General features: G+C 31.0%; 17 protein-coding genes. 9 read left to right on the plus strand and 8 right to left on the minus strand.

Going from position 1 to position 21845, the window contains the following annotated elements; translation table 11 throughout:
- Positions 1–56: 56 nt before the first annotated feature.
- Positions 57–1748, minus strand: a complete 1692-nt coding sequence (gene gldJ / locus FVF61_RS03420; RefSeq protein WP_199757263.1) for a gliding motility lipoprotein GldJ — start codon at positions 1746–1748, stop codon at positions 57–59.
- A gap of 265 nt (positions 1749–2013) precedes the next feature.
- Here gldJ and porU point away from each other — a divergent pair, with 265 nt between their 5' ends.
- The 7 genes from porU (at position 2014) to FVF61_RS03455 (ending at position 12265) form a co-directional block, all read left to right on the plus strand.
- Positions 2014–5892, plus strand: coding sequence for a type IX secretion system sortase PorU (porU, locus tag FVF61_RS03425; RefSeq protein ID WP_148453347.1), 3879 nt, complete (start codon positions 2014–2016; stop codon positions 5890–5892).
- A 33-nt stretch (positions 5893–5925) separates the two neighbouring features.
- Positions 5926–7152: a type IX secretion system outer membrane channel protein PorV gene (gene porV, locus FVF61_RS03430; protein ID WP_148453350.1), complete on the plus strand. Its 1227-nt coding sequence runs from the start codon at positions 5926–5928 to the stop codon at positions 7150–7152.
- Positions 7153–7247: 95 nt separating this feature from the next.
- Positions 7248–7730 (plus strand): cytidine deaminase, encoded by a 483-nt coding sequence (gene cdd, locus FVF61_RS03435; protein WP_148453353.1) that lies wholly within the window; start codon positions 7248–7250, stop codon positions 7728–7730.
- Between the two features lie 112 nt (positions 7731–7842).
- On the plus strand, positions 7843–8841 hold the full coding sequence (gene pdhA / locus FVF61_RS03440; protein ID WP_148453356.1) for a pyruvate dehydrogenase (acetyl-transferring) E1 component subunit alpha: 999 nt from the start codon (positions 7843–7845) through the stop codon (positions 8839–8841).
- A gap of 3 nt (positions 8842–8844) precedes the next feature.
- The gene (locus FVF61_RS03445; protein WP_148453359.1) at positions 8845–10464 is read left to right on the plus strand and encodes a pyruvate dehydrogenase complex dihydrolipoamide acetyltransferase; all 1620 of its coding nucleotides are present in this window, start codon (positions 8845–8847) and stop codon (positions 10462–10464) included.
- 96 nt (positions 10465–10560) lie between these two features.
- A complete protein-coding gene (locus FVF61_RS03450; RefSeq protein ID WP_199757264.1) occupies positions 10561–11589 on the plus strand; it encodes a M28 family peptidase in 1029 nt (342 codons plus the stop codon).
- A complete protein-coding gene (locus tag FVF61_RS03455; RefSeq protein WP_148453362.1) occupies positions 11579–12265 on the plus strand; it encodes an SDR family NAD(P)-dependent oxidoreductase in 687 nt (228 codons plus the stop codon). Before FVF61_RS03450 ends, FVF61_RS03455 begins: the two co-directional genes overlap by 11 nt.
- A gap of 6 nt (positions 12266–12271) precedes the next feature.
- Here the strand turns inward: FVF61_RS03455 and FVF61_RS03460 are convergent, their stop codons facing one another.
- Positions 12272–12778 (minus strand): DUF3124 domain-containing protein, encoded by a 507-nt coding sequence (locus tag FVF61_RS03460; protein WP_148453365.1) that lies wholly within the window; start codon positions 12776–12778, stop codon positions 12272–12274.
- A 113-nt stretch (positions 12779–12891) separates the two neighbouring features.
- On the opposite strand from FVF61_RS03460, the gene ctlX reads away from it, so the two are divergent.
- Positions 12892–13827, plus strand: a complete 936-nt coding sequence (ctlX, locus tag FVF61_RS03465; protein ID WP_148453368.1) for a citrulline utilization hydrolase CtlX — start codon at positions 12892–12894, stop codon at positions 13825–13827.
- Here the strand turns inward: ctlX and FVF61_RS03470 are convergent.
- Entirely contained in the window at positions 13824–15884 is a 2061-nt protein-coding gene (locus tag FVF61_RS03470) for an ATP-binding protein (RefSeq protein ID WP_148453371.1), read from the minus strand. The genes ctlX and FVF61_RS03470 overlap by 4 nt on opposite strands.
- A gap of 453 nt (positions 15885–16337) precedes the next feature.
- On the opposite strand from FVF61_RS03470, the gene argS reads away from it, so the two are divergent.
- The gene (gene argS / locus FVF61_RS03475) at positions 16338–18122 is read left to right on the plus strand and encodes an arginine--tRNA ligase (RefSeq protein WP_148453373.1); all 1785 of its coding nucleotides are present in this window, start codon (positions 16338–16340) and stop codon (positions 18120–18122) included.
- A gap of 93 nt (positions 18123–18215) precedes the next feature.
- Here the strand turns inward: argS and FVF61_RS03480 are convergent, their stop codons facing one another.
- The 5 genes from FVF61_RS03480 to trpB all read right to left on the minus strand — a co-directional run bounded on the left by FVF61_RS03480 (position 18216) and on the right by trpB (position 21802).
- Entirely contained in the window at positions 18216–19010 is a 795-nt protein-coding gene (locus tag FVF61_RS03480) for a hypothetical protein (protein ID WP_148453377.1), read from the minus strand.
- A 61-nt stretch (positions 19011–19071) separates the two neighbouring features.
- Positions 19072–19524: a tRNA (cytidine(34)-2'-O)-methyltransferase gene (locus tag FVF61_RS03485; protein ID WP_148453380.1), complete on the minus strand. Its 453-nt coding sequence runs from the start codon at positions 19522–19524 to the stop codon at positions 19072–19074.
- A gap of 81 nt (positions 19525–19605) precedes the next feature.
- Entirely contained in the window at positions 19606–19752 is a 147-nt protein-coding gene (locus FVF61_RS14245) for a hypothetical protein (protein ID WP_199757265.1), read from the minus strand.
- A 91-nt stretch (positions 19753–19843) separates the two neighbouring features.
- On the minus strand, positions 19844–20617 hold the full coding sequence (gene trpA / locus FVF61_RS03490) for a tryptophan synthase subunit alpha (RefSeq protein WP_148453383.1): 774 nt from the start codon (positions 20615–20617) through the stop codon (positions 19844–19846).
- 3 nt (positions 20618–20620) lie between these two features.
- Positions 20621–21802 (minus strand): tryptophan synthase subunit beta, encoded by a 1182-nt coding sequence (gene trpB / locus FVF61_RS03495; RefSeq protein ID WP_148453386.1) that lies wholly within the window; start codon positions 21800–21802, stop codon positions 20621–20623.
- Positions 21803–21845 lie beyond the last annotated feature (43 nt).

Raw genomic sequence — 21845 nt, forward strand, 5'->3', positions numbered from 1 at the left:
AGTATAAAAAAAGTCCTAACAAATTGTTAGGACTATTTTAAAAGATATAATAAATCTTAATTTTTTGTTTTGTTTTTTTGTTTAGATTTAGAACCCACTCTTGACATAGCACATCTAAAGCCAATATAATCTGTAGCCATAGTTTGTGGGAAATAACGTCTTTGTGCTGGATCTAACCAATACTCTCTGTCTTTCCAAGAACCACCTTTGTAAACACGAACTTCGTCGTTAATTAAAGAAGTTCTTTTGTTTGATTTGTCGTATTCTCTAATTAATGCACCAGTAGAATCGTCTATATCTACATTATGTTTAGGAGAATTATACATTTTACTTGTCATTGATGTTTCGCTAGCAACACCTTCTTCATCGCCAAAACTTTCTCTGTATTGACGAGACGATTGTTTATCTCCATCTCTAAAGTTTCTGTTATCGCTTCTATCAAAGTTTTGTCTTAAATAGGTTTCATCATCATCTACTGCAACTTGAGAAATTTCACCAGGTAAATCTCTTGCAATAACTTTACCGTTAGGTAAGGTATCGAAGACAATCTCTTCAGTTGTTACAATTTTTACGGTACCATCTTCGCTAATAGCATTTTTAGTGTAAACATTACCACGATAGTAGTTAAAGTCGTTAAATTCGTCATCCACTATAGGTCTGTAAACATCTGCTACCCATTCGGCAACGTTTCCAGCCATATCATATAAACCAAAATCGTTTGGCTCGTATTTTTTCACTTCGTTTGTAATATCAGCACCATCGTCTGACCATCCAGCAATACCACCATAATCTCCATTTCCTTGTTTGAAGTTAGCTAATTGATCTCCTCTTACTTTACGTTTTCCAGAACGAGTATATTGACCATCCCAAGGGTATTTTTTTCTACCTCTGTAAATGTTATAACTACGTAACTCTGTTAAACCTAAAGCAGCATATTCCCATTCAGCTTCTGTTGGAAGTCTATAACTTGGTGAAATAATACCTGTTTCTCTACCAGCATAAACACCAGTTGTATCTCCAGAAGCAGTTGTATTTACTCTCCTTCTTGTATTTTCAGGATTAGTAAGACTATCATTACCACCATAAACTTGAGTAGGAGCATTAATATATGTATCTGTATTAAAAGTTTCTCCAGCTGCTACACTAGTAATTTTAGCATCTCTAGTAATATAGCCAGCATTTTCTAAATACATTTCATTTACACGATCTGTTCTCCAACTTGCAAATTCAACAGCTTGAATCCAACTAACACCTACCACAGGATATTCTCCATAGCCAGGATGACGTAAATAGTTTTCAGTCATAACTTCATTATAACCTAATCTATTTCTCCATACTAGAGTGTCTGGAAGAGCACCATTGTATATAGCTTTATAGTTTTCTTCAGTTGGTGGGTAAATTCTTTTTAACCAATCTAAGTATTCCATATACATTTTGTTGGTTACTTCTGTTTCATCCATGTAAAAAGACTGAATGTGCTGTTGGTTTGGAGTGTTGTTCCAATCGTGCATAACATCGTCTTGAACTTTACCCATTGTAAAAGTTCCACCTTCTACAAATACTAAACCAGGAGCTGTTTCTTGTTCTTTAAATTGTGTGTTGTATTGGAACCCTCCTTCTCTAGAGTTTATATCCCAACCGGTAGCTCTGGAGCTGTTTGAGCTTGATGATCTTTTACAACCAACTGTAGTTATAGAAATTGCTAACAATAACAATATCTTAAATGCCATTACTTTTTTCATATCCATACTTTTAAGTAAGCTAATTCATGTTTTTGGTGACGCAATATAAGCATTATAGCGAATATTACAAGGAAAAATATCAAATTTGATTAAAAAAAAATGCATTTCATCCTATTTATTGCACCTTACAACGATGTTTTTTACACTTTTAATCGGTAATTTGTGATTAAATAACGTACAATTTTATAAATTATTATTGTATTTTTGAATCGTTTTTTTAAAATTGTTTGTTTTGCGATAATAACAAGCAATTATTCACGTTAATTAATCAATGAAAAAGAAATTTTTATCCCTATTACTTTTTATCACTTTTATATCTTTTTCCCAACAAAAGCAATTTAAAATTAATTGGGATGGTACAAAAGTGCTGTCTACAGAAAGCTTTAAGTTAACTGTACCTTCTTTTAATGAAGAGCATTTTAATTATAGTTTGACGGAAGGGTTACAATTTGTTTCTCAATGGTCTGTTTCGCAAGCAGTAGATGAGACCTCTGTTTTTATTGATAATGTTGAATATGCTAACATTTCAAAAGCTGATTTAAAGGATATAAATCTAGAAACTATTCCAAATAAATTGACATTTAGTTTAAAAACTTCAATAGCTAGAAATTCTAATTTTGCTTATTTCATTCTTTCTCCTATAATAAAAACAAACCAAGGTTATAAAAAGGTAATTTCATTTTCTGTTTCTTATAAAAGTGGCAGTCTTAAAAGAAATTATAATCAATATAATCAAAGAGTAATTACAAATTCGGTATTAAGTAGTGGACAATGGTTTAAATTCTATATAGATACAACTGGAGTTTTTAAAATATCGAAAAATTTTCTTTCTAATTTAGGAATTAATACAAATAATGTAGATCCAAGAACTATAAAATTATATGGAAATGGAGGGAGAATGATTCCTTATGCAAATTCGGAACCTTATCCATTAGATATTCAAGAAAATGCTATTAAAATTATAGGAGAAACGGATGGTGTTTTTAATGATAACGATTATATCCTATTTTATGGACAAGGACCAAAAGGATATGATCAAGTTAGTAATACCAATATTAATTGTTATACAGATAAGACCTACTATTATATTAATATTAGTTCTGGACATGGTAAAAGAATACAGCCTTTTGTTCAACCTACAGGACCAGTTGATTTAATGATTGATACGTTTCAAGATTATAAGTATCATGAAGTTGATGAATATAATTTAGCAAGTGTCGGAAGACGTTGGTTTGGAGATAAATTTGATATTGAAGACACAAAAACATTCGATTTTTCTTTTCCAGACTTGGTAACTACTATTCCAGTAAAACTAAAAGTGTTTTTAGGGTCTACTTCTGAAATAGCAACTAGCATGCAAGTAAATATTAATAGTGATAATATTATTACTTTACCTTTACCAGCAACTACAGACTCTAATCTTGCAACTGAAAACAGTTTTGATAATAATGTAATAGTTAATTCCTCTAATCTTACCGTTAGTTTAACACATAACAATAATGGTAATCCTTCAGCTTTAGCCTATGTAGATTACATTTCTATAGAAGCTACTAGAGCACTAAATTTTGTTGGGAATCAATTTGCTTTCAAAAACAATGCAGTTACTCAGTTAACTGGAATAGGTCAATATAACATTACAAATACAGCACAAGTTTCAGAAATTTGGAATGTTACAGATATTTACAATGTTACCAATCTGGTAAATTCCAATAATGCTCCTAGCATTAGTTTTACTTCATCTCTTGGAGTCTTAAAAACTTATGTATTAGTTACACCTTTAAATTATTTTGAGCCTCAAATAGGTAATATTAAAACGGTTACTAATCAAGATTTAAAAGGTACTATATTTCAAGATTCTCAAGGACAATTTAAAGATATTGATTATTTAATTGTTACACCAAATGCTTTTAAAACACAAGCTGAAAGGTTAGCTCAAATTAACAGAAATGTTAATCAATTAAATGTAAAAGTTGTTTCTTTAGATCAGATCTATTCTGAATTTAGTACAGGAAATCAAGATATTGGCGCTATTAGGAATTTTGTAAAATACATTTACGATAATGCTAGTACACCTAGTAAAAGAATTAAATATGTTTGTTTATTTGGAGATGGCTCTTTTGATTATAAAGATAGAATTCCAAATAACACCAATTTTGTGCCTTCATGGCATGCTTACAGCAGTTTTAATTTAACTAATTCGTTTATTTCAGACGATTTTTATGGAATGATGGACTCTAATGAAGGAGCAATGGATATATCTGATAAATTAGATATTGCTGTAGGTAGAATCTTAGCAGAGTCTTATCAAAGTGCTAAAGAGCTTGTAGATAAAGTAGAAAGGTACTATGTAGAAGCATCTTATGGTAGTTGGAGAAATAACTTTGTTGTTATATCAGACGATGTAGATGAAACTTGGGAACAAGTACTTCAAGCAACTACAGATTCAATTGGTAATGCTGTTTCAGCTCAAAAACCTTTTATTAATGTTACTAAAATACATTCTGATGCATTTCAACAAGAATCATCAGCAGGTGGAGATAGATATCCAACTGTTAATACAGCTATAAAAAACTCGTTAGAAACAGGTGCTTTGGTTGTTAATTACTTTGGTCATGGTGGAGAAGATGGGTTAGCACACGAACGTATTTTTGAAAAAACAGATGCACAAGAATTAAATAATGTTTGTAAACTTAATTGTTTTGTAACAGTTACTTGTGAATTCACAAAATTTGATAACCCTTTGCGACCAACTGCAGGAGAATATACCTATTGGAATAAAGATGGTGGAGCCATAGGCTTAATTACAACTACCAGGCAGATATTCGTTAATGTAGGCGTTTCATTTAATACTATTTTAGAAGAATATTTGTTTTCTTATAGTGATAACGATAATTTCCCAGACAGCGAATACCCTAGTATGGCAGAAGCTTTAAGGCTAACTAAAATCGATCCTGCAATATCTAATGGAGGACAAAGAAGATTGGTGTTTTTTATTGGTGATCCAGCTATGAAATTAGCATTTCCAAAACCCCATATTGTATTAACTAAAATAAACGATGCACCAATTTCAGGTGCTACAGATGTTCTACAGGCTTTAAGCCACGTAAAGCTTTCAGGTGAAGTAGTTGATTTATCAGGTAATGTTATAAGCGATTTTAATGGAGTACTTTCAACAACTATTTATGATAAAAACATCCAGAGACAAACTTTAGGGAATGATGGTACAACAGATAGCGGTCAAGTAATTATTATGGATTTCGAGACTCTTGGCTCTATTATTTTTAGAGGACAGTCTTCAGTTACAAATGGACAATTTGAAATTGAATTTGTTGTACCTAGGGATATTGGTATTCCAGTTGGTTATGGGAAAGTTAGTTTTTATGCAAAAAAAGACGGACAACTTTTAGATCATTCTGGAGCAAGTGTTAATCAAGTTCAAATAGGTGGATTAAATGAAAATGCCGAAGCAGATAATGTAGGACCAATAATAAACGCATACATGAACGACGAAAGTTTTGTTTCTGGAGGAATAACAAACAGTTCCCCAACTTTATTATTGAAATTACAAGACGATAATGGAATTAATACAGCTAGTGGTATTGGTCATGATATTGTAGGGATACTTGATGGTGACGAAGCGAATCCTTATGTTTTAAACGATTATTATCAGACTGAATTAGACAATTATCAAAGAGGTATAGTTAATTATCCATTAAGAGATTTAGAACCAGGATTGCATACATTATCTATAAAAGCGTGGGATGTTTACAACAATTCCTCTACTACAGAAATCCAATTTGTGGTTTTTGACGAGAATCAACAGTTGGTTATCGAAAATGTTTTAAATTATCCAAATCCCTTTGTTAATTACACAGAATTTTGGTTCAATCACAATAGTTCGGAGCCTTTAGACGTTTTAGTTCAAATATTTACTGTTACTGGAAAAATTGTTAGAACCTTAAGTGGTCAAACAAATACAGGTGAATGTTGTAATAATGGAGCCTCAAGTTTATCTAGAGAAATTATTTGGGATGGAAGAGACGATTTTGGAGACAAAATAGGAAAAGGCGTTTATATTTATAAACTAACAGTCCGTTCGGCAACTTTAAATAAAACCGTAGAAAAAATAGAGAAACTTGTTATACTATAATAAAAATATATATTTGTCAAATAATAAAAATTTATGAAGAAATCACTTTTAATGTTATCAGCATTCTTCTTTGCTGTCCAAATACAGGCCCAAACAGTTGTTATTCCCGATGAACCAGACTCACGAGTAATAACTACAGGAGTTCCTTTTTTATTAATAGCATCAGATGCTCGTGGAGCTTCTATGGGAGATATGGGAGTTGCAACTTCTGTAGATGGGTATTCGCAACAATGGAATGCCTCAAAATATGTGTTTTCAGAAACAAAACAAGGTGTTGCAGTTAGCTATACGCCATACTTAAGTAAGTTAGTAAACGATATCTTTTTAGGTAGTTTAACATATTTTAATAGATTAAACGAAAGAAGTTCTTTTTCAGCCAGTTTTAGATATTTTTCTCTAGGAGAAATAGAGTTTGTAGAATTTGAAGATCAGACGCCTTTAATGAAAAGCCCTAACGAATTTACTTTTGGTGTATCATATGCCTTAAGACTTAGCGAACAATTTGGGATGGCAGTTAGTATGAATTATTTGAATTCCGATTTAAAAATTGATGATGGGACAGACACCTCAGCAGCAAGTACTTTTGGCGTGGATGTTTCTGGGTATTACCAAAGTGAAGAACAGGCATATAATTCTTTTAATGGTAGAACCAGATTTGGATTTGCTATTCAAAATATAGGTCCAAAATTTAAGTACGACCAAGGAGGTCAAGAAAATTTCCAACCTACAACCTTACGTTTAGGAGCTGGTTTCGACTTTATTTTAGACGATTTCAATAAAGTATCTGTAACAGGTGAAGTAACGAAACTTTTAGTACCAACGCCTCCAATTACTGGTAAAGAATATGAATATGAGGACACTAACAGTAATGGGCAATATGATTCAGGGGAACCTAAAATATACTTAAATGATGTTATTATAGAAGGAAAAGATCCAGACGTAAGTTTTGTTAAAGGGATGTTTCAATCTTTTAGCGATGCACCAGGAGGGTTTAGCGAAGAAATGGAAGAATGGACTTGGGCATTAGGAGCAGAATATTCGTATCAAGATTCTTTTGCTTTTAGAGCAGGGTATTTTCATGAAAGTGAAGACAAAGGAGCCAGACAATTTTTTGCTATTGGCGCAGGATTTACATATAATGTTGTAGGTATTGATTTATCTTATTTATTCTCAGCATCAAAAGTGCCAAGCCCATTAGAAAACACACTTCGTTTCTCTCTAACATTTAATATAGACAGAGAAGCATATTCAGAATATTAAAATACAATCTAAAAACAAACATTAAAAACTATTGCCAATCGCAATAGTTTTTTTGTCTAAAATAGTATCAGTAACTTTAGGAATATTTAAAATATATGAAGGACATAAAAATTGAATCTATATTAACGGTTTACGATAATATTGAAGAACTACCAGAAGAAGTTTCGAACTTAATGGATCATGCCATGTTAGCTAGAAAAAATTCGTATTCGCCATATTCCAAGTTTAGTGTTGGTGCAGCCATTTTATTAGATAATCATCAAATTGTTTTAGGAAGTAATCAAGAAAATGCCTCTTATCCATCTGGATTATGTGCAGAAAGAACAGCCATTTATTATGCAGGCTCGCAATTTCCTGAAGCAAAAATTTTAAAAATGGCCATCATTGCTGGATCAAGAATACATCAAACCATGACACCTATACCTCCTTGTGGCGCTTGTAGGCAAGCTATTGCAGAATATGAAGTAAAACAAGATGCGCCTATTGAAATATATTTTATGGGAGAAACAGGAAAAGTAGTAAAATCTCATTCTTTAGCAAACTTATTGCCTTTAGTTTTTGATAAATCAGTTCTTTAACTAATTATTTGTAGCAAATTCATACTCTCTCATTAAATTTTACGAAATACAGTTTTTTCATTAGTAACTAATGTAGTATTTTTGTTATTCGTTTATTAAAGTAACGTAACCAATGCAAAAAATAACAAAAGAAGTTTACCTTAAGTGGTATGAAGATATGTTATTCTGGAGAAAGTTTGAAGACAAACTAGCTGCCGTTTACATTCAACAAAAAGTTAGAGGATTTCTTCATTTATATAACGGTCAAGAAGCTATTCTAGCTGGAGCATTACATGCTATGGATTTGACTAAAGATAAAATGATAACAGCTTACCGTAATCATGTTCAACCAATAGGTATGGGAGTTGATCCTAAACGTGTTATGGCAGAATTATATGGAAAAGCTACAGGAACCTCTCAAGGTTTAGGAGGTTCTATGCATATTTTTTCTAAAGAACACCGTTTTTATGGAGGTCATGGAATTGTTGGAGGACAAATACCTTTAGGTGCAGGAATTGCATTTGGAGACAAATATCATGGTAGTGATGCCGTTACTCTATGTTGTTTTGGAGATGGAGCTGCTAGACAAGGTTCTTTGCATGAAACTTTTAACTTGGCCATGCTATGGAAACTTCCTGTTATCTTTGTATGTGAAAACAATGGCTATGCCATGGGAACATCAGTAGCAAGAACAGCCAATCATACAGATATTTGGAAACTTGGAAAAGGTTATGAAATGCCTTGTGGACCCGTAGATGGAATGAATCCGGTAAAAGTTGCTGAAGCCTTTGATGAAGCTATTCAACGAGCTAGAAGAGGAGAAGGACCAACATTTTTAGAATTAAAAACCTATAGATATCGAGGTCATTCTATGAGTGATGCTCAACATTACAGAACAAAAGAAGAAGTAGAAGAATACAAAAAAATTGATCCTATTATTCAAGTAAAAGATATTTTACTTGATAAGAAATATGCTACGGAAGCCGACATCAAAAAAATTGATAAACGTGTGAAAGATTTAGTAAACGAATGTGAAAAATTTGCTGAAGAGTCGCCTTATCCAGATAAAAATGTGATGTACGATGCTGTTTACGAGCAAAAAGATTATCCATTTATTCAACATAAAATATAAGCTATGGCAGAAATTATAAATATGCCTCGTTTAAGCGATACCATGGAAGAAGGTACTGTGGCTACTTGGTTGAAAAAAGTTGGAGATAAAGTTGAAGAAGGCGATATTCTTGCTGAAATTGAAACAGATAAAGCCACTATGGAGTTCGAATCTTTTCACCAAGGTGTTTTATTGCATATTGGTGTTCAAGAAGGAGAAACAACTAAAGTAGATGAGCTTCTTGCTATTATTGGAGAAAAAGGAGAAGATATATCTTCGTTGATTTTAAATTCTAAATCAACAGAAAACAGTTCTGAAGATAAAGACACTTCTAGCAAAATTGAGACATCAAAAAAAGAAGACTCAAAGAATGAAGATAAAGCAGAACTACCTCAAGGAGTAACCATTGTAACCATGCCACGTTTAAGTGATACTATGGAAGAAGGTACGGTTGCCACTTGGCTTAAAAAAGTTGGAGATAATGTATCTGAAGGAGATATTCTTGCTGAAATAGAAACAGATAAAGCAACTATGGAATTTGAAAGTTTCCAATCAGGTACTTTATTGCATGTTGGATTGAAAGAAGGAGAGTCTGCAAAAGTAGATGCTCTTTTAGCTATTATTGGTCCTAAAGGAACAGATGTTTCAGATGTTACTAAAAATTTTAAAGCTGAAAATTCAACTGCTACAAGAGAAACTTCTTCACAAGAAAAGCCTTTAAAAGAAAAAGAGGAAATAAAAAAATCAGATGAAAAACAAGAAGTTTCAAGTTCAACTTCAAGTTCAGATTCTAGTAGAATATTTATTTCTCCATTAGCTAAAAGAATGGCTGATGAAAAAGGAATTAATATTTCTCAAGTAAAAGGTACTGGAGAAAATGGTAGAATTATAAAACGTGATATTGAAAACTTTACACCAGCAACTTCTTCTCAATCGGTTGGTAAATTTGTGCCAAGTGGGCAAGAAGATTTTGATGATGTAAAACACTCACAAATGCGTAAGGTAATTGCTAAACGTTTAGCAGAGTCTAAATTTACGGCACCACATTATTATTTAAATGTAGAGTTTGATATGGAGAATGCTATAGCGTTCCGTCAACAATACAATACCTTACCAGACACCAAAATTTCTTATAACGATATAGTTGTAAAAGCCTGTGCTCTGGCATTAAAGCAGCATCCTCAAGTAAATTCTCAATGGTTTGACGACAGAATGCAGCTTAATAATCACGTGCATATTGGAGTAGCTGTAGCAGTTCCAGATGGTTTAGTGGTTCCTGTAGTAAAATTTGCAAACGAACAAAGTTTAACTCAAATTGGAGCTGCAGTAAAAGATTTTGCAGGTAAAGCTAGAAATAAAAAATTAACACCTCAAGAAATGGAAGGTAGTACCTTTACTATTTCTAATTTAGGGATGTTTGGAATTGAAAGTTTTACTTCAATTATCAACCAACCAAACTCAGCTATTTTATCTGTAGGAGCTATTGTGGAAAAACCGGTAGTTAAAAATGGACAGATAGTAGTAGGAAACACCATGAAATTAACCATGGCTTGCGACCATAGAACTGTTGATGGAGCAACTGGATCTGAATTTCTTTTAACATTAAAAGGATATATTGAAAACCCTGTGACGATGTTGGTTTAATGGAACTCATTTAGATATTAGCGAAGAATCTATTATATTAGAATCCTGCTTATACAGCAGGATTTTTTTTTAACTTTAAAACTAATTTTTTTACCTATGAATAAAATTTTATTTCTAATTTTTACAGGATTCATTCTATTAGGATGTAAATCATCAACAGTTGTAATTAATAATGAAGATCCAAGTCAAAATATCATTCCAAAAGCATCTAAAAACGATGTTATAATCTCTTTATCAGATTCAAAAAAGAATCTATTAGCAACTTCTTTTGAGCTTAATGAAACCGTTTCATTTTTGGCTTCAGATGAATTACAAGGGAGAAATACAGGCACTGAAGGGATTGAGCAAGCAGCTGTTTTTATAGAGAATAAGTTTAAATCTTATCGACTACAACCATATTTTGAAACATATAGAGATTCATTTAAAATAGGAGAAAAGAATGCTTATAATCTGGTAAGTTTTCTAGAAGGTAAAGACCCGAATCTTAAAAATGAAATCATTATAATTGGGGCTCATTACGACCATATTGGTTATGGTAAAGTTGTTGAAAACGATTCTATTGCGAATGGAGCAAACGACAATGCTGCAGGAACAAGTTCAGTTTTGGCTATTGCAAAATATTTTTCTGAAGCAAAATCTAATGGAAGAAGCTTGATGTTTGTACTTTTTTCAGCAGAAGAAATGGGTTTATTAGGATCAAAACACTTAGCAGGTAAATTAAAAACAAAAGAGATTGATTTATACACCATGTTAAATTTTGAAATGATTGGAGTGCCTTTTACAGACAGAGATTATGTGGCATTTGTTACAGGCTATGACTTGTCTAATATGGCAGAAAAAATAAACGAATATGCTGGTAGTAATCTTGTTGGGTTTTCTGAAATTGCTAAACAATATCAACTGTTTAAAGCATCAGATAATCATCCTTTTTACGAAGCTTTTAATTTACCATGTCAAACCATAGCATCCTGCGATTTATCTAATTATGACTACTATCATCATGTAGACGATGAAGCTGATAAATTAGATTATGCTCATATGGTGTCATTAATCAATAAAATGATCCCAGTTATTGAAATAATGAGTCATACTAAAACAAAAGAAATTGTTCTGTATGAAGAGTAAAAACATAATTATAACAGGAACTAGTAGAGGAATTGGATTTGAACTTGTAAAACTGTTTGCAAATCATGGGTATCAAGTGTTAGCACTTTCAAGAAATGATAATCCTGTAAAAAATCTTCAATTAAAAAATGTCACTTCTTTTTCTTTTGATTTAAGCGACAAATCCAGTTATAAAACAGTTGAAGAATTTATAAAAGAAGAGTGGCATCAAGTTGATATATTAATCAATAATGCAGGAGCTTTATTAAATAAACCATTTGCCGAAACAACTTTTCTAGATTTTGAACAAGTTTATAAAACCAATGTTTTTGGTGTTTCAGAGATGATAAGAACAGTCGTTCCTTTCATGAAAAAAGATAGTCATGTTGTAACAATAAGCTCCATGGGTGGTGTTCAAGGAAGTGTTAAATTTTCAGGATTGTCTGCTTATAGTTCAAGTAAAGCAGCTGTAATTACTCTTACCGAATTATTAGCTGAAGAATATAAAGAAATGGGTCCAAGCTTTAATGTTCTTGCTTTAGGTGCAGTGCAAACTGAAATGTTAGAGGAAGCATTTCCTGGATATCAAGCTCCAATAACTGCACTTGAAATGGCAAATTATATTTTTGATTTCTCTTTAAATGGGCAAAAGTATTTTAATGGTAAGTTGCTACAGGTTTCAAATTCTACACCTTAATAAGAGTTACAATGTAACTCCTTGTGTTGTAAACGAAATACCTTGTTGTCCAGAGGTTGAAATCATAACAGCTTCAAATAATGGTTCATGACCAGATTCATTTAAAGCCCAATCGAATATAAAATTGGCTCCAGATCCACCATGTGTATCTTTTTCATCTATAATTATTTCAATTGTTTCTAAAGGGTTTAATAGAATAGGATCTTTAAAATATGTTCTAATCAAATCGCCTTTTGTATTATAATAAGATGCTTCTAATAGATAAACGGGTTCAGTTACGCTAACATTTCTTAAACTAACAGTTACTGTTAGTGCAATGGTTCTATGTTCTGTTATACTATATATTTCAGAATAAACAGAAAGATAACTTGAGCCTTTTTTTAGACTGTCTGTTACTGGTAATTCAATACTTCTTTTTTTCCAATTAATTGGATCTATGTCATCAGTTTGCTCATTTTTTTGACATGAAACAAATAACATACAAGAAATAAAAAGTAGAAAAGCATATTTCATAATTTCAAGAATTTATTTTTCATTTTTTAGGTTGTCTAAATTTACAATTTTTATTGCCATACACAATTACATTTCATTTTAATAAAGTAATTTTGCATTTCAAATTCATACTCATGCAACAAACAACAAATACTATTTTAATGATTCGACCTATTAATTTTAGGATGAATGAGCAAACTGCTGTTAACAATTATTTTCAAGAAGATTTAGACTTGAAAAATGCAGAAATTAATGCAAAAGCTCAAGTAGAGTTTGATACGTTTGTTGATAAATTAAAAGAGGTTGGAGTGAATGTTATTGTTGAGAATGATGATATTTTAATGGATACACCAGATTCTATATTTCCTAATAATTGGGTAAGTTTTCATGAAAATGGTAACGTAGGATTGTATCCAATGTTTGCAGAAAACAGAAGAAAAGAGCGTCGTGATGAGGTATTTATTCGCTTAGAAAAGGAGGGTTTTATTATTAACAATATTATTGATTATACAAGTGCTGAAGACGAAGGTGTTTTTTTAGAAGGTACAGGAAGTTTGCTCCTAGATAGATTTAATAGTAAGGCTTATTGTGCGTTGTCTCCAAGAGCAGATGAAGATTTATTTATAGAGTTTTGTGAAGATTTTGAATATACTCCAATAGTTTTTACAGCTTATCAAACAGTAGAAGGGAAAAGAAAAGCTATATATCATACCAATGTGATGATGTGTTTGGCAGAAACATTTGCTATTATTTGTTTAGATTGTATAGATGATAAAAAAGAGCGCAGAAATGTTCTAAAACATTTAAAGGAAGACGGTAAAGAAGTGATTACAATTTCTGAGGATCAAGTCAATAATTTTGCAGGTAATATGCTCCAAGTTAGAGGGAAGAATGATAAGCGTTACTTAATTATGAGTCAAGCTGCTTATGATTCATTAACTGAAGCACAAATAGATACTATAGAAAAGCATTGTGAGATCCTTTCAAGCTCCTTAGAAACTATTGAAACTTGTGGAGGTGGATCTGCTCGTTGTATGATGGCAGAAGTCTTTCTTCCTAAAAAGAATTAATTCTGTGGATTAGATTTAGGTAATTCAACATAGAATGTTGTTCCAACATTTAAATCGCTTTCAACCCATATTTTTCCATGGTTTAATTCTACTAATTCTTTACAAATGGTTAAACCTAAACCAGTTCCTTTTTCATTTTCAGTACCAATAGTAGTAAAAGATGTATTCTTAAATAATTTTTGTTGATTTTCTTTAGAAATACCTACTCCAGTATCAGAAATACTTATAACAGATCTGCCATTACTAATATGGTTGGCAATGGTAATGGTATCTCCTTCTTTACTAAATTTAATAGCATTAGTCAGTAAATTTTGTATAATTATTTCAACCATACTCTTATCTGCATATACAAAATCTCTTAAGGTTTTATCTCTTAATATAATGCCTTTCTTTTCTAGTTTTTGTTCTAGTAAATTAACTTTATCTTCAAAAACTTCTTGTAAATCAAATAAACTTGGACTAGGTTCTAAAGATTGCATTTGAGACTTAGACCAATTCAATAAATTAAATAATAATAAAGAGGCATTATTAGCATTTTCACTTAATTCTGGAATTAGAGTTTTAAATTCATCTTGAGTTAAAGAACCATCTTTTAATAAATCTATAAATCCTTTTATGGAGGTTAAAGAATCTTTTAAGTCGTGAGATACTATAGAAAACAACTTGTCCTTTACCTTATTAATGTCTTCAAGATGTTTTGTTTGTTCAAGAATTGCTTCGTTTTGAATTTCTATGCGTTTGTTTTTTTCTTCAAGTTCTCTGGTGTATTGCAAGCGACTATTTCTTTTTAAATATATAAGAATTAAGAATGTAGAAAGTATCGCAATGGCACCTAATAAGGCATAAAAAATAATTCGTAATCTATCGAATTCTTTTTGACTGTTTGCAGGTTTTATAATTTGCTCAGATTTTAATGAATTATCAATAACATCTTCTGTTATAACATTATCAATTAAATTAATTTCTTCTGGCTCAACATATGTTTTTTTGGAAGCATTATTTATTTGGTTTTGTAATTGATAATATTCTCTTTGCCAAATGTATGCTCTGTCAAATTTTCTGTTTGTTGAATCTAAGGCTTTCATTAAGCCATAATTTTTTAATTGCTCTGTTTTATCATCAATTTCACTAGCAATATCTTTAGCTTCTAATAATTGAATTTCAGCATATTTTAAAAAGTTTCTTTGCAGATTAAGGTCTCCTAAATTATTTAAAGAAACTAAAACACCATGTTGGTTGTTTAAGTCTCTATTTAGTCTTAACCCTTCAATTAAATATTCTAAAGATTTATCATAGTCTTTAAACTGTAAATATTCACCTCCTAGTTTTGGTAAAATTTCACCTCTAAGGGAATCGTTGTCAGTAGGAATGTTTCTTAAAACTCTTTCGTAATAATCAATAGATTTTCTATGTTCTTTTTGAATAGAATAAAGTTCTGCTAATGTTTTTAGTGCTTCTATAGAACCCTCACTGTTATTTGTTTGTCTTTCAATTTCTAAAGTTTTCGAATAAAATTCAATAGCCTTATTGATATCATTTATGCTATAATAAGCTTTTGCTAGACATTCGTAAGCAGAACGCAACTCTTTTTGTAAATTTCTTTTTTCAAATTCTTTTAAGGCTAATAGAGAATATTGAAGACCTTTACTGTAATTTCCTCTTTTAATCTCATTTAAACCAATGCTATTATTAACTTTTGCAATATTTAAAGTGTCATCTAGTCTAATAAAGAGCTCTTTGGCTTTTAAATAATTATCTCTAGCATTAATATAATCGTCTTTATAAGCATAAATTAATGCTTTATAATATGTAATTTCTGCTATACCATCTTGATAATTTAATTTATTCGATAATTTTTCTGTTTGAGAAATATATTTTAATGCCTTATCAAATTCTTTTTCATTGTAAAGAGATTTAACAAGCAATAAAGAAGTTTTAATTTTAGTAGTATCAGAATTTTGAAAAGCTAATTGTATAGTAAGACTATCTACTTCTTTGGTTTGGGAAAAACCATTGAGTACAAATAAAAAAACGATTAAAGAAAATAGCTTCTTCATACATTCTTATTGCAGTGAAATTAGTAATACATCATCAATTAAGATTTGGTGTATTAATCTAAGGTATTGATCTGCAATATATTAGTTAGTTTAAGATAACCCATAGACTGGGACAATTAATAGCATTACCTAACAAAAGTTGCAAAAAGATACATGATAAGCTAATTTCTGCGTTTTAATACCAATAAATTAGTTGAAATGTTTGTTAAAAAACAGAGCAAAAATTTGCTTATCGATGAATGGCAAAAAAGTAGGAAAAACTACACTTTTGTCGATGAAATGCATGTTTTATTATTAAGTTTAACAACCTATTTTTAATTGAGAAAGTACATTTATTATGATGTACAAAATAATTGCAACTTTAAATTATATGTTGACTGAAATTTATAAAGTATTTAAGCCTGAATACCTTTAATAAAAGTTTTATCTTTGCAATCTTAAAAATCTAAGATTATGAGTCTTCAAGACATCTTATCAAAACAAGTAATTGCTGCTGTAAATACTATTTATAATCAGGAATTAGAAACCGTGGAATTTCAAGCAACCAGAAAAGAATTTGTTGGAGATATTACGGTAGTTATTTTTCCTATGCTTAGAGTTGTAAAGGGAAATCCAGTTCAAATAGGAGAATCTATAGGGCAATACCTTGTAGAGCATGTTGAAGAAGTTATTGGATTTAATGTGATTAAAGGGTTTCTAAATGTTGAAATAGGTAATGGTTATTATTTAAACTTTTTTAATAATGTTGTTTTAGATGATAAATATGGATTTAAAACTCCAAAGCCTGGAGATAAAGCCATAATGGTAGAATATTCATCACCAAACACCAATAAGCCACTACATCTTGGGCATATCAGAAATAATTTATTAGGATTTTCGGTTGCTGAAATTTTAAAAGCCTCTGGGAAAAAAGTATATAAAACACAAATTATTAACGATAGAGGAATTCATATTTGTAAAAGTATGATTGCTTGGAAGTTATTTGGAAATAACGAAACTCCGGAAACTTCAAGTTTGAAAGGAGATAAATTAGTTGGTAATTACTATGTAAAATTCGATCAAGAATATAAAAAAGAAATTCAAAATTTAATTTCTGAAGGGCAAACAGAAAATGAAGCAAAGCAGAATGCACCAATTTTAAAAGCAGCTCAAGATATGCTTATTAAATGGGAAGCTGGAGATGCAGAAACGGTTGCTCTTTGGGAAAAAATGAATCAATGGGTTTATGATGGATTTGATACAACTTATAAAAATTTAGGTGTTGATTTTGATAAACTCTATTATGAAAGTGAAACTTATTTATTAGGAAAAGAATTTGTTTCTGAAGGTTTAAAAACTGGAGTTTTCTTTAAAAAAGAAGATGGTTCAGTTTGGTGTGATTTAACAGAAGATGGTTTAGACGAAAAAATTGTGTTGCGTAGCGATGGTACAGCCGTTTATATGACTCAAGATATTGGAACAGCTATTCAACGTGTTAAAGATTATCCAGATGTTGGAGGCATGGTCTATACAGTTGGGAACGAGCAGGAATATCATTTTCAAGTTTTGTTTTTAATTATAAAAAAACTTGGTTTCGAATGGGCAAAAAACCTGTATCATTTAAGTTATGGTATGGTAGATTTACCTTCAGGTAAAATGAAAAGTCGTGAAGGAACTGTTGTAGATGCAGACGATTTAATTGATGAAATGGCTTCAACTGCTGGAGAAATTTCGCAAGAATTAGGGAAGTTGGATGGCTATTCAGATGATGAAAAGCAAGAACTATATAAAACTATTGGACTAGGTGCCCTAAAATATTATATTTTAAAAGTAGACCCTAAAAAACGTATTTTATTTGATCCAAAAGAATCTATAGATTTTCAGGGTAATACTGGCCCTTTTATTCAATATACTTATGCTAGAATTCAATCTATTTTAAGAAAAGCAGATATTGATACAAATGTGACTCTTAGTATGGAAGAAGTGACTTTACACGAAAAAGAAAAAGAGCTTATTAAGCAAATTCAACTTTTTGAAGATGTAATTCAACATGCAGCAGATAACCATAGTCCTGCTTTAATAGCTAATTACACCTATGATCTGGTAAAAGAATTTAATTCCTTCTACCAGAATGTGTCTATACTAGGTGCAGATACAGAAAACGAAAAGAGATTTAGAGTACAATTGTCGCAAGTAGTTGCAAACATTATTAAAAATGCTTTTGGATTGTTAGGGATTCAAGTTCCAGAGCGTATGTAAAAATGCCTTTTAAAAAAGGGTATCTCATTTAAATAGCTAGTGAATTAAGATAATTGTTTAATTCCTTTTATAGACAAAATATGAATTGATGTTTCACTCAATTTTATATTCATTCTTTAAATATTCAATTAAATCTTCACCAGACATTTTTATTTCTTGACAGGTATTAATTATGGCAGTTTTTGAACCATTTAAATAGACTGAAAAAACAGCAAGTTGCTGTAATAAATCAGGATTTTGGTTTAGTAAATCAGGGTTTTTTGAAGTTTCAATTATTTCGCCATTTTCACCCTCCATATTTATTAAAATAGCAGGATCTAATATTCTTGAAGCAGTAAATTTGAAATCATTAAATTCATCCTGACTTATTTTTTCAAGTAAGCTAATTAGAGAGTATTTTTTATAATACGTCATAATTTTATTTGAAGTATTAAGGTTTCGAATGAGCCTAAAATTCCCAGAGTTTTTTAATTGTTCAAAAGTTCTACTGTTATTAGTTAAAGGAGTTAGGCGTGGCCCAAGTCTTGCAAAATAATATAGTTGCCCTGAATTATTTGGTATTAATGAAGGCGTGTTTAAAATAGTTATTAAACTGTCCATCATTTTAGACTTTGTCTCTATGTCTAAAATATGTTCAGTCAATAGTTTTTGATCCGTTTTTAAATCTGCAATTAGGGAATGTATGTATTCTTTTTCCTTCGAAATATCGCTTAAATGTTCTCGATAATTTTCAGCAAAAAAACCTAAAGTGATAGCAAGAAATAACATGAAAAATTCTAAAAAATATTGTTTCCATTTTTTATGAAACCTTATTTTTTTGATGTCTTCATTGGAACTCATTTGATTTAAAGAATCTTTTATTGCTTCATTTTTTTTCTTGCCAGACATATACAAATATTTTAATGTGAAAACGAAGTTCGTTTATTTTTTTTAGAATGTCAATTTCAATTTAAGATAGTTGCCTTAATCCTTCATAAACAACAATACTAACGGCATTTGCAAGATTCAGACTTCTAACATGGTTATTATATAAAGGGATTTTAAATAAGTTATCTAAATTATTATCAATCATAGATTTTGGCAAACCAATTGATTCTTTTCCAAAGACTAGAAACATTTCATTTTCAAATTTAATGTCCCAATGGTTTTTTGTGCCATGACTGGATAAGAAAACCATGTTGGCATCTTTATTCTTCTTAAAAAAGTCATCTATATTTTCATAATAATGAAGATTAAGATGTTGCCAATAATCTAAACCAGCACGTTTTAAGCGACTGTCTGAAATTTCGAACCCAAAAGGTTTTACCAAATGTAAATTTGATCCTGAAGCTAGAGCTAAACGACCAATGTTTCCTGTATTGTTTGGAATCTCGGGTTCTATTAATACTATATTTAACGGCATTTATTTAAAATTTGAAATTTCATGTAAAAATAAAAAACCTATCTAATTAAAGATAGGTTTGCTTTTTTAATGCAAATATTTTTACTTTTTATTTTTTTGATTTTTTATGGTTTTCTCATCTATATCAAACTTGTTGGTATTTGTTTTTTTAGCAATACCTTCAGGGTTTGTTGGATGATCTTGCTCTGTTTTTCTTTTAAATTTTCTTTTATCTTGAATCGTTCCCATTTTTTATATTTTTAAGTTCATATATAATATAAAGAAAAAACTCGCAAAACAATACTAAAACTATCACAAAATAAGGTAGTTACATGTTAAATCATGTTAATTGGTTTAAAATAGCATTTGGAAAATCGGCTGTATCTTTAACACCATTATTACTTAAGTGTTTAATAAATGCACTTCCAATTATTGCTCCTTTGGCATACGTAGTAGCTTGAGTAAAGCTATTATGATCTGAAATTCCAAAGCCTATAATTTGAGGGTTTTTAAGATTCATATTGGCAATTCGTTTAAAGTAGTTGATTTGCTCTTCACCAAAGCCTGAACTACTTCCTGTAACACTAGCGCTACTTACCATATAAATAAATCCATTTGAAATAGAATCGATAAAATGGATACGTTCAATAGATGTTTGAGGTGTAATTAAAAAGACATTTATTAAGTCATATTTCTCAAAAATTGGTTTGTATTGTTCGTTATAAACATTTACTGGTAAATCTGGAATAATGAGTCCATCGATACCTGTTTCAGAACATTTTTTACAGAATGCTTCTACACCATATTGTAATATTGGGTTAAAATATCCCATGATAATTAGAGGAATATTGACCGTTTTTCTAATATCTTTTAATTGCTTAAAAAGTGCTTCGGTAGTCATGCCATTTATAAGTGCTTGTGTAGAACTAGCTTGAATGGTTGGTCCATCTGCAAGAGGATCGCTAAAAGGCAATCCTATTTCTATCATATCAACACCACTTTTTTCTAAATTTTGAATGATTGAAACTGTGTCATCAAGATTTGGATAACCTGCAGTAAAGTATATAGATAGTAACTTTTTGTTTTCGTTTAGTTTTTTATTGATTCTATTCACAATTCATAATTTGTAATAGTTAATGTATGTATTCAAATCCTTGTCACCACGACCAGATAAACTTAATACCACAACATCTTCAGGCTTAAATTTTTTCTGTTCAAAAATGGCTAAAGCATGCGAGCTCTCTATTGCAGGAATTATACCTTCCAGTTTACAAAGTTCTAATCCAGCAGTCATGGCTTGATCATCAGTAATTGACATAAATTCAGCTCTACCTGATTTATATAAATGTGCATGCATTGGACCAACTCCTGGATAATCTAAGCCAGCAGAGATGGAGTATGGTTCTGTAATCTGTCCATCATTCGTTTGCATTAATAGGGTTTTGCTTCCATGAATAATACCCTCCTTTCCTAAAACCGAAGTGGCTGCACTTTCACCAGAATCAACGCCATGACCAGCAGCTTCAACAGCAATTAGCTTGACTTCTGTATCTTCAAGAAAATGATAAAAAGCTCCAGCAGCATTACTTCCTCCACCAACACAAGCCACAACATAATCTGGTTTTGTTTTATCTTCGTGTTCTTTTAATTGCCATTGTATTTCTTTTGAAACTACAGACTGAAAACGTGCTACCATATCTGGATAAGGATGAGGTCCAACTACAGATCCTATAATATAATGTGTGTCTACAGGATTGTTTATCCAATCGCGAATGGCTTCGTTAGTTGCATCTTTAAGGGTTTTACTACCTGATTTAGCAGAAATAACTGTTGCGCCTAGCATTTTCATTCTGGCTACATTTGGTGCTTGACGAGCAATGTCAATTTCTCCCATATATACAATACATTCTAAACCCATTAAAGCACAAACAGTAGCTGTAGCAACACCATGCTGTCCAGCCCCAGTTTCGGCAATAATGCGTTTTTTGCCTAAACGTTGTGCCATTAGAATCTGACCAATGGTATTGTTTATTTTATGAGCTCCTGTATGGTTGAGGTCTTCTCGTTTAAGATAAATTTTAGTGTTGTATTTTTCTGATAATCGTTTGGCGAAATAGAGTGGAGAAGGTCTACCAACATAATCTTTTAAAAGCAAATTGAACTCCTTTTGAAATGAAGGTTCTTTCATGACTTTTAAATAGTTTTGACGTAACTCTTCTACATTTGGATAGAGCATTTCTGGAATGTAAGCACCTCCAAATTCTCCGTAATATCCTTTTTCGTTTATGTTGTAAGTCATTTTATTTTGCTTTATCATTCAGAACGAAGTGAAGAATCTCATA

The sequence above is a fragment of the Xanthomarina maritima genome, assembly GCF_008084905.1.
In the GTDB taxonomy this organism is placed as follows: Bacteria; Bacteroidota; Bacteroidia; order Flavobacteriales; family Flavobacteriaceae; genus Xanthomarina; species Xanthomarina maritima.